The organism is Amycolatopsis thermalba, assembly GCF_023376025.1.
GTDB lineage: Bacteria > Actinomycetota > Actinomycetes > Mycobacteriales > Pseudonocardiaceae > Amycolatopsis_E > Amycolatopsis_E thermalba.
The window spans coordinates 2,507,748-2,520,497 of the sequence record NZ_CP091196.1 but is presented as its reverse complement, the minus strand read 5'-3'; the positions used below and the strand labels follow the sequence as shown (position 1 = coordinate 2,520,497).

The following is a 12,750-nucleotide window of genomic DNA, read 5'->3' as shown; positions in this document are numbered from 1 at the left end:
GATGGTGCTCGGTCCCGGCGGCCCGGGCATCCGGGAACACCCTGAAACCGGCCCCGGAATCGGCGTCCGGTCTACAGTGGAATCACGTCGAGATCGCCGGGCGCGATGATGGTGCCCCGGTAACCGATCGCGTCCGCCGCCGCCTTCGCCTTCCCGAGGTAGACGGAGGCGGGCTGCGGCACCGGCGTGTAGTGGCAGAACACGAGCGTCCGCACGCCGGCCGCCTTCGCCACCGCGGGCACGTCCGTCACGTTCGAGTGCGCCTCCAGCAGGTGCCGGCGCAGCGCCTCGCCCTGGTCCGGGGGCAGCGTGTTCGCGATCGCGTCGACCTGGTCGTTGTCCTGGACCTCGTGCACCAGCACGTCACAGCCCCGCGCCAGCTCGATGAGGTTCGGGTCGGGAGCGGCGGTGTCGCCGGAGAAGACCACCCGTTTGCCGCTGCGCTTGAGCGTGAACCGGTAGGCGTAGGCGTTCTTCACCTCGGGGCCGTGGAACACGCGCGTCGCGTCGACCACGACGTGCTCGTCCTCCATCACGTGGGTGATCCGGGCGCCCACCGACACGTCCCGCGCCCGCAGCCGCGGGAACTCCGGGAACCCGCCACCGGTCTCGAACAGCTCCACGTCCTGGCCGAACAAGGTCTTCAGGCCGGCGACCTTGCGGCTCATCCCGGGCGGCCCCCACAGCCCGAGGTCGCTCAGGGCGGTGGGGGCGTTGGTCCAGCCGTGCAGGACCAGGTCCGGCAGCCCGGAGGTGTGGTCGAGGTGGTGGTGCGTGACGAACAGGTTGCGCACCGACGCGAAGGTCAGCCCCGCGGCCACGAGCTGCCGGGTGGTGTCCAGACCGCAGTCGACGAGGTAGGTGCGGCCGCCGGTGACCAGCGCGAGGGCGGGCTTGGCGCGGCCGGCGTTGACCTTCGGCCCGCCGTCCACGCCCAGCATGACGAGCCGGTCGCCGGTCGCGGCCTGGGCGGGTGCGGCGGTGAGCGTGCTCCCCGCCAGCAGCGCCCCGCCTGCGGCGAGGCTCATCTTCAGGGCGGAACGGCGCGAGGCCGGGCGGTCGCACATCGGGGCTCCTTCGATCCGAGGGAGCTGCAGTATCGGATGACCCGCGCACCCCGATCAGCCCGCGTTCCATTGGTTGGCCCGCCCGTCGTGGACCACCTCGAGCGACCAGGGCCGGTCCTGCGTGTGCAGGGCCCAGTAGTGCTCGGCGATGTCGTCCGGGTCGAAGGCCGTGCCCGGGGCGACCGGCCCGGCGACCGTCACCGACGCCACGTGCACCCCGGCGGCCCCGTACTGGGCGTCGAGCAGGGCGACGAGCGTGCGGACCCCGGCCTTGCCCAGCGACAGGCTCACGTACCGCGGGTCGGGCTCCGGCATCCCGCCGGTGACGAGGATCGTGCCGCTGCCCCGGGCGGCCATCGCGGGCGCGACGTGCGCCGCGGCGGTCAGCGCGCCGACGACGTTCACCGCCCACGCGTCCAGCTGCGCCCGCGCGGGCAGCTCCCCCGGCGCGTCCGGCTGGATGATCGCCGCGTTGTAGACCAGCACGTCCGGCGTGCCGAACTCCGCGGCCGCCGCGTCCAGGGCTTCCCGCAGGGCGTGCTCGTCGGTGCTGTCGGCGACGAAACTGCGCGCCCCCGGCAGGGTCCGTTCGGTCCGCGCCACGAGCGCGACGGGCAACCCCTCGCGCGCGAACCGCCTCGCCACAGCCTGCCCGATACCCGGCCCCGCGCCGATGACAACCACTCCACTCATGCGGCGACGGTAAAAGGCTGACACAGTGACAAGGTCAACGCCGCACGATCGCGACGGTGCCCGCGAGCCCTCCAGGTTGATCCCGGCGGCACCCGCGTCGAGGACGGCGGTGCCCGTCGCGGCCACGTCCCGGGCCGTTCCCCGTAACCGTTCTCGATGTCGGCGCTGACCGGCACGTCCACCGCGGCGGCGACGCGCCCCACGGCGCCGTTCATCGTGCCGGGACCGCAACGGGCCAATCAGTTCGAGCACCGTGGACCACACCGATCCAACACCGGGCCGGGCCGAAACCTCCGCTCACGTGAGTGACCCGCGAGCGGGGGACGTGGCGTTTTCGCCGATCCGGTCCGGGTAGCCGGGGCGCCGAGGAGGTAGCCATGAACATGTTCGACAAGGCCAAGGACGCCCTGGGCAAGAACCCGGACAAGGCGGACCAGGGCATCGACAAGGTGGCCGAGGCCGCCAAGGACCGCTTCGGTCAGCACGCCGACAAGATCGACCAGGCGTCGCAGAAGGCCAAGGACTTCGCGCGCGGGCAGCAGGAACAGCCGCCACCGCAGTGAGGAAGTCCACAATGGAATGAGCCCTTCGGGGCGAGGTGTTCGTCCCGGAGGGCTCTTCCCCGCACGCGCGCCGAGGGAGGATGCTGGGCCGCGTGTCCAGACCAGACCTGAACCCGGTGGCGCTGCACCCCGGCGTCATCGCCTTCCACCAGCCGCCCGGCGGCTGGTTCGTCAGCAACGCCGGACTCGTCGCCGGCCGGGACGCCGCCCTGCAGATCGACACGTTCGCGACCGAGCCGCTGAACCGGCGGCTGGAGACCGCGATCGACGCCTACCTCGAACCGGGCACGCGCCGCACCGTCGCGCTGACCCACGCCCACGGCGACCACGCCCACGGAGCCGGACGGCTGGCCGCCGCGGGCACGACGATCCTGGCCACCCCGCCGGCCGCGGGCGAGGTGCTGTCCGGGCCGCACACGTACGACTTCCTGTTCAGCTGCGACTGGGGCGCGATCGACCCGCCGTCCGGCATCTCCCCGGTCACCGAGCCGCGGGACCTCGACCTCGGCGGCACGTCGGTGACGGTCGTGCCGGTGCCCGGGCCCGCCCACACGCACGGCGACCTGGTGGTCTGGCACGCGGAGTCGGGCACGCTGTTCACCGGCGACCTGCTGTTCCTGGGGGTCACGCCGCTCGCGCTCGCCGGGTCGATCGCCGGGTGGCTGGAGGCGCTGACCTGGCTGGAAACCTTCGGCGCCACGACGTACGTGCCCGGCCACGGCCCGGTGACCGCGGCGGCGGACGACCCGGTCGCGGACGTGCGGGAGTACTTCGAGTGGCTGCGCGAGGCGGTCGCCGGGTCCGCGGACTTCGCCGCGATCGAGGCGGCCGCCCGGGCGCGCTGGCCGGCGTGGGGCGCCGGCGAGCGGCACGGGGTCAACGCGCGGATCGCGTACGCGCAGGCCCACGGCGTGGAACTGGACTTCCCCGCCGGGGTCCGGGACCTGCTGAGCAGCGCCGCCGCGCACGGCGAGCCGATGACCGAGACCGGCCTGATCCGCCTCGACCTCTGAGGCGTCAGCGGATCTTCTCGCCGTAGACGCGCTCGACCTTCAGCGTCATCAGCACCCGGCGGTCGGACACCATGACCTCGCGATACTCGTTCCAGTCCGGGTGCTCGCCCGCGGCCGCGCGGTAGTAGTCGACCAGCGCTGCGACCTCGGGGCCGTGCGGGTCGGTGCCCGGGCCGGTGAGGGTGACGCTGCCCTCGGCGGTCGCCCACGCCCAGCCGTCGGCGCTGGTGACCTCGAGCGCCGCGCGCGGATCGCGGCGGAGGTTGCGGGTCTTGGCCCGGCCCTCCGTCATGGACACGTAGATCAGGCCGGCGTCGCGGTCGTAGTACGGCGTGACGGGCGACAGCTGCGGCAGGCCGTTGGCCTTGATGGTCGCCAGGACGGCGATCCGGCTCTCGGCGAGCAACTGGTGCGGGTCGAAGGACGTGGTCATGCGGACTCCTTGTCGCGGAACTGTTCGATCACCGAGGCGTAGCTGTCGCCGCCGTGCCCCGCGGACACCGCGCGCCGCGCGGCCGCGCGGACGAGCGCCGGCAGCGCGGGGTCGACCCCGGCGTCCTCGCTCTCGTGGACGACGTGCTCGATGGCGGCCAGGTGGGTGCCGAGGGTGGCGTCGAGTGCCGGGTAGGTGCCCTCGTCGATCTGGCGCGCATACCCGGGCAACCACCCGGCGACCGTGTCGATTCCCGCGCGGGCGAACGGGAGGAACGAGTCCGCCGGCACCCCCGCGGCGCCGAGCAGGGCGGCGCTGTGCAGGAAGCCGTTCAGGATGCCGTACATCAGGCCCAGCACGGCCGTCTCGTGCAGCGCCGACAGGGCGGGGTCGTCGCCGAGGAAGGTCGCCGTGCCGAGGTCGCGCAGGATCTGCTCGTGCTCGTCGAAGGCCGCCCGCGCTCCGCTGTAGACGATGGCCGCCTCCGGCGTGCCGATGGCGGGCGGGGCGGCCATGATCGCGCCGTCCAGGTACCGGCCCGGGTGGCGCGCCGCCGTCTCCCGCGCCTCCCGGGAGGTGCCTGAGCTCAGGTTCACCAGGACGCGGTCGCCGAGCTCGCCGGCCACCGGGTCGAGGATTTCCCGCACGGCATCGGCGCCGGTGACGCACACGATCACCAGCGGGCTCGCCGTCACGGCGTCACGAACGGATCCGGCGCGGGTCGCCCCCTGCGCGACCAGGGCGTCCGCCTTGGCCGGCGAGCGGTTCCACACCGTCGTGGCGTGACCGGCGCGCACCAGCGCACCGGCGAGCGCCTGGCCCATCAGCCCCAGGCCGAGCACGGTCACGGAGTTCTTCGTCATGGCACGATGGTCGGGGTTCACACCGGTATGAAGGTCAAGGAGGAACCGGCGTGCTGATCGGCGAGCTCGGCAGGCGGACCGGGGTCAACACCCACCAGCTGCGCTACTACGAGGCCCAGGGCCTGCTGAAACCGGACCGGGGCACCAACGGCTACCGCGAGTACGGCGAGGACGCCGTGGTGACCGTCACACAGATCCGGAACCTGCTGGACGCCGGGTTGTCCACGGAGGAGATCGGGGTGCTGCTGCCCTGCGCCAGCGGGGCCGCGCCGGACCTGGAGCCGTGCGACGAGCTGCTGGCAGTCCTGCGCGGCAGGCTGCACGGGCTGGACGACCACATCGGCACGCTCCTCCGGGCGCGCCAGACCCTGCACGGCTACCTCGAAGCCGCGGAACACCGGCGAGCCGGCGAGACCGCACCGGTCTGACCGGGACAAGGGCTGTCCAGGGGGATCACTCCGAGCCCGGGTACAGGTGCCCCATCAGCTCCAGCACCTCGTCGATCATCTTGCGGGCCTTCGCCTTCGACGGGGCCGCCGCGACCTCGCGGCCCGCCTCCGTCGCCATCGCCGTCAGGCACAGCACCAGCATGTCCGACAGCGGCCGCTCGTGGCCGTTGACCAGCGTCGAGTTCGCGTGCAGCCACTCGCGGAACCGCTGCCGCGTCAGCAGCCCGAACCCGGCCGGCCCGCTGCCGGACAGGAAGATCCGCGCCAGCTGCCGCTCCTCCCAGCACCCCTCCAGGTACGCCCGGGTACCGGCGATGAACAGCCGCAGCGCGTCCTCCTCCCCCGCCGCCAGCGCGCTCCGGAACGCGCGCGCCGACCGGTGCTGCTGCCGCCGCGTGTACTCGTCGTACAGCGTGATCCACAGGTCCGACTTGGCGGTGAAGTGGTGGTAGAGGCTGCCGATGCTGGCACCCGCCCGGTCGGCGATGTCGACCAGCTTGGCGTCCTCGTAACCGGAGGCGACGAACACCTCGCGGGCAGCGTCGAGCAGGGCGGCGCGCGTGATCTGCGCCCGCGTGCTCCCGGTGGTGGCCTCGGTCATACCCCGATTGTGCCGGACCGCACGGCTCGCGCCGGTCCCGGCGTGACGTGAGCCCCGCCGGGACGCGGCGCCCACCTCACGCCGCCGGCACGCCGTTGGCCGGCGCCGCCGGTTGCGGCGTCGTGTACGGCACCACCGGGCCGTCGCCGCCGTCGGTGGTCAGCGGCGTGCCGGACAGCACCTGCTGCCCGCCGCGGATGGTCGAGATCTGCCCGCCGGTGTAGCCGGCGTGCGAGTCCGGCCCGTACCGGAACGGCACCAGGCCCGGCCCGGTGAACCCGCCCTTGTTCAGCGCGTCGATCAGCCCCTGCCGCGTCAGGTCCTTGCCCGCGGCCTGCAGCACCTGCGCGAACGTGTAGGCGTAGGACATCGCGTAGATGACGTTGCCGTCGAACGGCAGGTTCGGGATGTAGGTGTCGTGCACCTTCTTGAACAGCTGGATCCACGAGTTGTCCGCGCTGCTGCTGGCCGGCAGGTAGGCGCTGCTGACCAGCCCTTCGACCAGGTCGCTGCCCTTGACCGAGGCGCCGCTCTGCTTGGCGAAGTTCTCCAGCAGCCCGGACACCGTCACCGGGTCCGCGCCGACGCTGGACGCGATCAGCTGCGGGTTGTAGCCCAGCTTCAGCGCGGTCAGCTTGAACAACGCGGTGTAGGCCGGGATCGTCTCCAGCACCACGACCTCCGCGCCGCTGCGCGCGATCGCCGACACCTGGGCGGCGACGTCGGTGTTGCCCGGCTGGTACGGCTGCCGCGCCACGACCAGGCTCTGGTCGATGAACTTGTCCAGCCCCTTCATGCCGTCGGCGCCGAAGTCGTCGTCCTGGTAGAAGTAGGCGACCTTCTTGCCGGCGAAGTTCTTCGCCACGTAGTCGCCGAGGATCTTGCCCTCGACCGTGTAGTCGGGCTGCCAGCCGTAGGTGTAGGGGTTGCGGTCCGGCTGGTCCCAGCAGGTGCAGCCGGACGCGACGAACAGGTCCGGCACGCGTGAGCTGTTGAGGAAGTCCACGACCTTGGTGTGGGTCGGCGTGCCGAGCGCGCCGACCATCGCGAACACCTTGTCCTCCAGCACCAGCTGCTTGGTCAGCGTCACCGTGTTCGCCGGGTTGTAGGCGTCGTCGACGTACTTCAGGTTGATCTTGCGCCCGTGGATGCCGCCGTTGGCGTTGATGTAGTCGAACATCGCCTTCGCGGCCGGCCCCTGCTCGCTGTAGCCGGGCGCCGCGTTGCCGGTCAGCGGCAGGGTGCTGCCGATCAGCACCTCGGTGTCGGTCACGCCGGGCGTGCTGCCGCCACCGCCACCACCACCGCCGCACGCCGTCAACGTGAGGGCGAGCGCCGCGGTGAGCGCGACCGCCGCGCGCGGGCGTCTGGACAGGACCATCTCGTCTCCTTCAGTTCGTGCGGTTACGGCGGAGCAGGCGGCCGATCCGGCGCACCCCGGACTGGATGCCGCCGGGGAAGGCCAGGATGACCAGGATCAGGACCAGTCCATAAAGGACCAGCGGGATGTTGGCGTAGACCGCGCGCGGCAGGTCGGCCTGCTGCGCGAGATCGGTGGACCAGTTCGGCAGCAGCGTCACGATCACCGCGCCGTACACCGCGCCGGCGAGGCTGCCCAGCCCGCCGAGCACCGCTGCGGTGAGCAGCGACAGCGACAGGGCCAGCGTGAACGCCCCGGGCGCGGCGAGGTTGTTGACGATCGCGAACAGGCCACCGGCCAGCCCGGCACAACCGGCGCTGACGCAGAACGCGAGGATCTGGGTGCGGGCGACGTGCACGCCGGACAGGGCGGCGGCGTCCTCGTCCTCGCGGACCAGCCGCATGTCCCGGCCCAGCCGGCTGCGGCTGAGGTTGGCGAGCAGGAACAACACGATCACCAGGCAGATGCCGCAGATCCAGGCCTGCCACCGCTCCAGCGGGAACGTCTCGCCGAGCGACAGCGGCGGCACCGGCGGGCTGACGATCAGCCCGTTCGCGCCGCCGAGGACGTCGCGCAGGCCGTGGTAGTCGGCCAGCGACGGCAGCCCCACCGCGAGGGCGAGCGTCGCGCCGGCCAGGTACGGCCCGCGCAGCCGCGCCGCGGCCACCCCGACCAGCGCGCCGACCAGCGCGGTGCCGGCGGTCGCCACGATCAGCACCGGCACCAGGCTCCACTCCGCGTTCTCCAGCAGCAGCGCGGAGGTGTAGGCGCCGACGGCGACGAACGCGCCGTGCCCGAGCGAGATCTGTCCACTGAGGCCGGACAGCACCGTCAGGCCGGCGACGGCGATGGCCATGTAGGCGATCTGGGCCAGCTGCAGGTTCGCGAACGGGTCCAGCGCGATCGACACCAGCCAGAACCCGGCCAGCCCGAGCACCGCCCAGCACCCGTGGCGCAGCAACGTCGAGCGCCGCCACACCGGCACCCGGGGCGTCTCCCGCCGGGGTGCCTGCGTTTCCGTCATCGTCATACCCGCCGCCTCGCTCCCGCGCCGAACAACCCGTGCGGCCGCACCATCAGCACCACGATGAGCACGACCAGCGCGCCCAGCGTCACGATGTCCGGGCCCAGGTAGCCCGAGACGAAACTGAGCACCAGGCCCAGCGCGAGCCCGCCGACGACCGCGCCCGGCGGGCTGTCCAGCCCGCCGATCACGGCGGCGGTGAACCCGAACACCAGCACCGCGTCGAACGCCGTCGGACTGACGAAGGTGCTCGGCGCGATCAGGACCCCGGCGATCGCGCCGACCACCGCGGCCAGCGCCCAGCCGACGGTCAGCATCCGGCCGACCCGCACCCCCAGCAGCCGGGCCACCTCCGGCGCGAACGCCGTCGCCCGCATCCGCAGCCCGGCCGAGGTCCGGCGGAACACCACCGCCAGCACCACCATCACGGCGAGCACCACGAGCACGATCCACAGGTCGTTGGGCGAGAACAGGATCTGGCGCCCGCCGGCCTGGAACCCGGCGATCGAGAACGCGGGCGGGTAGGACTGCGGGGTGCCGCCGAACACCATCCCGGCGATGCCCTGCAGCCCGACCAGCAGGCCGAACGTGACCACCACGGCGTCCAGCGGCGGCCGCTTGGCGACCGGCCGGATCAGCACCCGCTCCACGACCGCGCCGAGCACGAGCCCGGCGGCGATCGCGACGGCCAGCGCCAGCCAGTAGGACCCGCCGTTGCTGACCACGGTGTAGCCCAGGAACGTCGTGATCATCAACATCCCGCCCTGCGCGAAGTTGACGATGCGGGTGGAGCGCCAGATCAGCACCAGGGCCAGCGCGACCGCGGCGTACACCGCGCCGCTGGTCAGCCCGGCGAGCGTCAAGTCGAGGAACCGTCCCATCACATCTCCAGGTAGGCCCGGCGGACCCGGTCGTCGGCGGCCAGCCGGGCGGCTTCGTCGTCGGCGACCTTGCGGCCGACGTTGAGCACGACGGCGCGGTCGGCCACCGACAGCGCCGTGCCCGCGTTCTGCTCGACCAGCAGCAGGGTCAGACCGGTTTCGGCACGCAGGCGGCGCAGCGTGGCGACGATCTGCGCGGCGGTGCGCGGCGCGAGCCCGAGCGACGGCTCGTCGAGCAGCAGCAGGTCGGGACGGCTCATCAGGGCGCGGCCGATCGCGAGCATCTGCCGCTCGCCGCCGGACAGCGTCTCCGCGCGCTGGTGCCGCCGCTGCTCGAGCGGCGGGAACAGCTCGAACATCCGCGCCACGCCGGTGCGCAGCCACGCCCGGTCCCGCCGCCACAGCCCGCCCAGCCGCAGGTTCTCCTCGACGGTCAGCTCGACGATCACGCCGCGGCCCTCGGGCACGTGCGCAACGCCCAGCCGGACCAGGTCCTCCGGGCCGTGACGCGTGATGTCCCGGTCGTTCAGGCGCACCGACCCGGACTTGGGCCGCAGCAGCCCGGACAGCGAGCGCAGCAGCGTCGTCTTGCCGGCGCCGTTCGCGCCGAGCACCGCGGTGATCGAGCCGCGTTCCACCGTCATGTCGATGTCGTGCAGCGCGCGCACCGGTCCGTACTCGGCGACCAGGCCGCTGACCTCAAGCATCGGCCGCCACCGCCTCGCCGAGGTAGGCGCGCTGCACGGCCGGGTCCTCCCGCACCCGCGCGGGCGTCCCGGTGGCGATCACCTCGCCGAAGTCGAGCACGACGAGCCGGTCGCAGAGGTTCATCACGAACTCCATGTGGTGCTCCACGAGCATGACCGTGGTGCGCTGCCGCAACCCGCGCACGATCTCGGCCAGCTCGCCGGTCTCGGCGGCGGACAGCCCGGCCGCGGGTTCGTCGAGGAGCAGCAGGCGCGGTTCGCTGATCAGCGCGCGGGCCAGCGCGACGCGCTTGCGGATGCCGTAGGGCAGGCTCGCGCACGGGCGGTGCGCGGCGTCGGCGATGCCGAACTGCTCCAGCATCCCCATCGCCTGGTCCCGCAGCCGCAGCTCGTGCCGCTCGGCCCACGGCGAGGCGAGCAGCGCGCCGACCGGGCCGGTGCGCGAGCGGTGCGTGGCACCGGCGGCGACGTTGTCCAGCGCGCTGAGGTTGGGGAACAACCCGAGCCCCTGCAGGGTGCGGGCGATGCCGAGCCGGGTGAGCCGGTGTGGCCGGGGCACGAGCCGGTGCCCGTCGAAGGACAGGGTGCCGGAGTCCGGGCGGACGAACCCGCAGATCGTGTTGAACAGGGTCGTCTTGCCGGCGCCGTTGGGACCGATGACGCCGAGCACCTCCCCTTCGGTCACCTCGAGCGAGACCGCCTGGAGGACCTTCAACCCGCCGAAGGACACGTTCAGCTCGTCCACTCGTAGCAACGGAGCGTGCTGCGCCATTTCTCGCGACCACCGCCTCTTCGCAGGTGCGTAAAACAGAATCAGGTTCGGTTTGGAGGGACCGTACACACATCGGGCTGTCTTGCACAGCCCCTTCGGACAATCCGCTCGAGCGTGATCGAACAGAACCCAGTTCCACACTTTTGCCTTGACCGGGCACCGTGCTATACCGGCCTGAGCGCCACGAGGAGGTGGCGCACGAGCCTGGGGGTTCTCCCGTGTTGCGTGCACTGGTGCTGGCCGCCGCGCTGACGGCGCCGCTGCTCACCGTCCCGGCGGCGGTCGCGGCCCCGCCCCGGCTGACCGTGGAATCCGTGTCCAACCCGCACCCCGACCTGGTCAGCGGCGGGCAGGTGCTGGTCCGGGTGCCGGCGGCACGGGACGTGCGGGTGACGGCCAACGGGCGCGACGTCACCGGCGCGTTCAAGCAGACCGGCGACACACTGCTGGGCCTGGTCGACGGCCTGCCGGACGGCGCCACCGAGATCGTCGCGAGCGCGCCGGGGCGGGGCCGCGCGAGCCTGCGGGTCACCAACCACCCGATCACCGGACCGGTGTTCTCCGGGCGGCAGCAAGAGCCGTTCTACTGCGAGACGCAGGCGTACGGGCTGCCGGCCGCAACCCCGCCGCTGTGCACCGCGCCGACCCGGGTCAGCTACCAGTACCGGACGACCGGCGGGCAGTTCCGGCCGCTGGCCGATCCCGCGTCCCGGCCGGCGGATCTCGCCTCGGTCAACGGGATGCCCTACATCGTGCGGGTGGAACGCGGCACGATCGATCGCGCGGTCTACGAGATCGCCGCGCTGACGGACGGCACCGCGCCGTCCCCGTTCACCGTGGAGCGCGGCTGGAACGAACGGCTCGTCTACACCTTCGGCGGCGGCTGCAATTCCGGGTTCCACCAGGGCGCCTCGACCGGCGGGGTGCTCAACGACCTGTTCCTGTCGCAGGGTTACGCGGTGGCCTCGTCGAGCCTGAACGTGCTGGACAACAACTGCAGCCCGATCATCTCCGCGGAGGCGGCGATGATGGTCAAGGAGCACTTCACCGAGACGTACGGGCCGGTGCGGCACACGATCGGCTGGGGCGGGTCCGGCGGCGCGATCCAGCAGTACGACATCGCCGAGAACTACCCGGGCATCCTGGACGGCATCATCCCCGGCATCTCCTACCCCGACCCGCTCAGCACCGGCGGGCCGGTCACCGACTGCCGCCTGCTCAACCGGTACTTCGCCGGGCCGGGCAGCTCGTTCACTCCCGAGCAGCGGGTGGCGGTGGCCGGGTTCCACACCTACAGCACGTGCGTGTCGTGGGAGCAGACGTTCGCCAACCGCGCGACGGCGACCGGCAGCTGCAGCCCGCTGATCCCGGTGCCGGAGCGGTGGGATCCGGTGTCCAATCCGGACGGTGTCATCTGCAACTCCAACGAGCAGCTGGTGAACCAGCTCGGGCGCGATCCGCGGACCGGGTTCGCGCGGAGCACGCTGGACAACACCGGGGTGCAGTACGGGCTCGCGGCGTTGCGATCGGGGCGGATCTCCGCGGCGCAGTTCGTGGACCTGAACGCCTCGATCGGCGGGCTGGACTACACGGGCGCCCCGGTTCCGCAGCGCAGCGCGGCCGATCCGAAGGCGCTGTCGGCGGCCTACCGGTCGGGGCTGTTCAACTCGGCGTCGCTGGGGTTGCGCACGACGCCGATCATCGACCAGCGCACGGATCTGGACCTGGCCGGGTTCGGGGCCGACATCCACACGACCGAGTGGTCGTTCGTGATGCGGGAGCGGCTGCGGCGCAGCGGGACGGCGGAGAACCAGGTCATCATCGCGAGCCGTCCGGCCGACGCGGCGGTGGCGGCTCGCTACGAGCTGGACGCGATGGACCGCTGGCTGACGGCGATCGGCAACGACCGGTCGCCGCGCGGCGCGCAGCAGAAGGTGGTGGCGAACCGGCCCGCGGACCTGGGTGACGGGTGTTACGTGTCGGCGACCGAGCGGTTGCGGGAGCCGTTGACCTACCCGTCCAGCGGGCGGTGCGGGGAGTTGTTCCCGGTGGCCGCGAACCCGCGTCTGGTGGCTGGTTCGGGGCTGGCGATGGAGGCGCTGAAGTGCCGCCTGAAGCCGATCGACTTCCGCGACTACCCGGTGGGTTTCACCCGTGAGGAGCAGCGGCGGTTGCGTGCCGCGTTCCCCGACGGGGTGTGCGACTGGGGCAAGCCGGGCGTGGGCGCGCGGAAACCGGCCGGGGTCTGGCAGAGGTACTAGCCG

General features: G+C 72.5%; 14 protein-coding genes. 4 read left to right on the top strand and 10 right to left on the bottom strand.

Annotated elements, in window-relative coordinates; genetic code table 11:
* Nucleotides 1–71: 71 nt before the first annotated feature.
* Nucleotides 72–1,067, bottom strand: coding sequence for an MBL fold metallo-hydrolase (locus tag L1857_RS12390; protein ID WP_116114935.1), 996 nt, complete (start codon nt 1,065–1,067; stop codon nt 72–74).
* A 54-nt stretch (nt 1,068–1,121) separates the two neighbouring features.
* Complete coding sequence (locus L1857_RS12385) at nt 1,122–1,760, bottom strand: SDR family NAD(P)-dependent oxidoreductase (protein WP_094004824.1); 639 nt, start codon at nt 1,758–1,760, stop codon at nt 1,122–1,124.
* Between the two features lie 377 nt (nt 1,761–2,137).
* Here L1857_RS12385 and L1857_RS12380 point away from each other — a divergent pair, with 377 nt between their 5' ends.
* Together L1857_RS12380 and L1857_RS12375 are read left to right on the top strand one after the other, a co-directional pair.
* Nucleotides 2,138–2,323, top strand: a complete 186-nt coding sequence (locus tag L1857_RS12380) for an antitoxin (protein ID WP_094004823.1) — start codon at nt 2,138–2,140, stop codon at nt 2,321–2,323.
* Nucleotides 2,324–2,415: 92 nt separating this feature from the next.
* Complete coding sequence (locus tag L1857_RS12375; RefSeq protein WP_205413423.1) at nt 2,416–3,336, top strand: MBL fold metallo-hydrolase; 921 nt, start codon at nt 2,416–2,418, stop codon at nt 3,334–3,336.
* Between the two features lie 4 nt (nt 3,337–3,340).
* Here the strand turns inward: L1857_RS12375 and L1857_RS12370 are convergent, their stop codons facing one another.
* Nucleotides 3,341–3,769: a PPOX class F420-dependent oxidoreductase gene (locus L1857_RS12370; protein ID WP_116114931.1), complete on the bottom strand. Its 429-nt coding sequence runs from the start codon at nt 3,767–3,769 to the stop codon at nt 3,341–3,343.
* On the bottom strand, nt 3,766–4,632 hold the full coding sequence (locus L1857_RS12365) for an NAD(P)-dependent oxidoreductase (RefSeq protein ID WP_249465147.1): 867 nt from the start codon (nt 4,630–4,632) through the stop codon (nt 3,766–3,768). Before L1857_RS12365 ends, L1857_RS12370 begins: the two co-directional genes overlap by 4 nt.
* 50 nt (nt 4,633–4,682) lie before the next feature.
* Between L1857_RS12365 and L1857_RS12360 the strand changes: the two genes are divergently transcribed.
* The gene (locus tag L1857_RS12360) at nt 4,683–5,060 is read left to right on the top strand and encodes a MerR family transcriptional regulator (RefSeq protein WP_116114927.1); all 378 of its coding nucleotides are present in this window, start codon (nt 4,683–4,685) and stop codon (nt 5,058–5,060) included.
* 25 nt (nt 5,061–5,085) lie between these two features.
* On the opposite strand, the gene L1857_RS12355 is transcribed toward L1857_RS12360, so the two are convergent.
* From L1857_RS12355 to L1857_RS12330, 6 genes are all read right to left on the bottom strand, one after another.
* Complete coding sequence (locus L1857_RS12355; RefSeq protein WP_094004818.1) at nt 5,086–5,682, bottom strand: TetR/AcrR family transcriptional regulator; 597 nt, start codon at nt 5,680–5,682, stop codon at nt 5,086–5,088.
* Between the two features lie 76 nt (nt 5,683–5,758).
* Nucleotides 5,759–7,063, bottom strand: coding sequence for an ABC transporter substrate-binding protein (locus tag L1857_RS12350; protein ID WP_116114925.1), 1,305 nt, complete (start codon nt 7,061–7,063; stop codon nt 5,759–5,761).
* Nucleotides 7,064–7,073: 10 nt separating this feature from the next.
* The gene (locus L1857_RS12345; RefSeq protein ID WP_094004816.1) at nt 7,074–8,132 is read right to left on the bottom strand and encodes a branched-chain amino acid ABC transporter permease; all 1,059 of its coding nucleotides are present in this window, start codon (nt 8,130–8,132) and stop codon (nt 7,074–7,076) included.
* Entirely contained in the window at nt 8,129–9,007 is an 879-nt protein-coding gene (locus L1857_RS12340; RefSeq protein WP_094004815.1) for a branched-chain amino acid ABC transporter permease, read from the bottom strand. Before L1857_RS12340 ends, L1857_RS12345 begins: the two co-directional genes overlap by 4 nt.
* Nucleotides 9,007–9,714 (bottom strand): ABC transporter ATP-binding protein, encoded by a 708-nt coding sequence (locus tag L1857_RS12335; protein ID WP_116114921.1) that lies wholly within the window; start codon nt 9,712–9,714, stop codon nt 9,007–9,009. Before L1857_RS12335 ends, L1857_RS12340 begins: the two co-directional genes overlap by 1 nt.
* A complete protein-coding gene (locus tag L1857_RS12330) occupies nt 9,707–10,486 on the bottom strand; it encodes an ABC transporter ATP-binding protein (protein ID WP_094004813.1) in 780 nt (259 codons plus the stop codon). Before L1857_RS12330 ends, L1857_RS12335 begins: the two co-directional genes overlap by 8 nt.
* A gap of 218 nt (nt 10,487–10,704) precedes the next feature.
* On the opposite strand from L1857_RS12330, the gene L1857_RS12325 reads away from it, so the two are divergent.
* Nucleotides 10,705–12,747 carry a DUF6351 family protein gene (locus L1857_RS12325; RefSeq protein ID WP_116114917.1) on the top strand — a complete coding sequence of 681 codons (2,043 nt, stop codon included), beginning with the start codon at nt 10,705–10,707 and terminating at the stop codon, nt 12,745–12,747.
* Nucleotides 12,748–12,750: the final 3 nt, after the last annotated feature.

Coding starts and splice junctions, on each gene's coding strand:
- L1857_RS12355 (WP_094004818.1), bottom strand. CDS start 5,682: ATGACCGAGGCCACCACCGGGAGCACGCGGGCGCAGATCACGCGCGCC.
- L1857_RS12365 (WP_249465147.1), bottom strand. CDS start 4,632: ATGACGAAGAACTCCGTGACCGTGCTCGGCCTGGGGCTGATGGGCCAG.
- L1857_RS12350 (WP_116114925.1), bottom strand. CDS start 7,063: ATGGTCCTGTCCAGACGCCCGCGCGCGGCGGTCGCGCTCACCGCGGCG.
- L1857_RS12385 (WP_094004824.1), bottom strand. CDS start 1,760: ATGAGTGGAGTGGTTGTCATCGGCGCGGGGCCGGGTATCGGGCAGGCT.
- L1857_RS12345 (WP_094004816.1), bottom strand. CDS start 8,132: ATGACGATGACGGAAACGCAGGCACCCCGGCGGGAGACGCCCCGGGTG.
- L1857_RS12390 (WP_116114935.1), bottom strand. CDS start 1,067: ATGTGCGACCGCCCGGCCTCGCGCCGTTCCGCCCTGAAGATGAGCCTC.
- L1857_RS12340 (WP_094004815.1), bottom strand. CDS start 9,007: ATGGGACGGTTCCTCGACTTGACGCTCGCCGGGCTGACCAGCGGCGCG.
- L1857_RS12370 (WP_116114931.1), bottom strand. CDS start 3,769: ATGACCACGTCCTTCGACCCGCACCAGTTGCTCGCCGAGAGCCGGATC.
- L1857_RS12335 (WP_116114921.1), bottom strand. CDS start 9,714: ATGCTTGAGGTCAGCGGCCTGGTCGCCGAGTACGGACCGGTGCGCGCG.
- L1857_RS12330 (WP_094004813.1), bottom strand. CDS start 10,486: ATGGCGCAGCACGCTCCGTTGCTACGAGTGGACGAGCTGAACGTGTCC.
- L1857_RS12380 (WP_094004823.1), top strand. CDS start 2,138: ATGAACATGTTCGACAAGGCCAAGGACGCCCTGGGCAAGAACCCGGAC.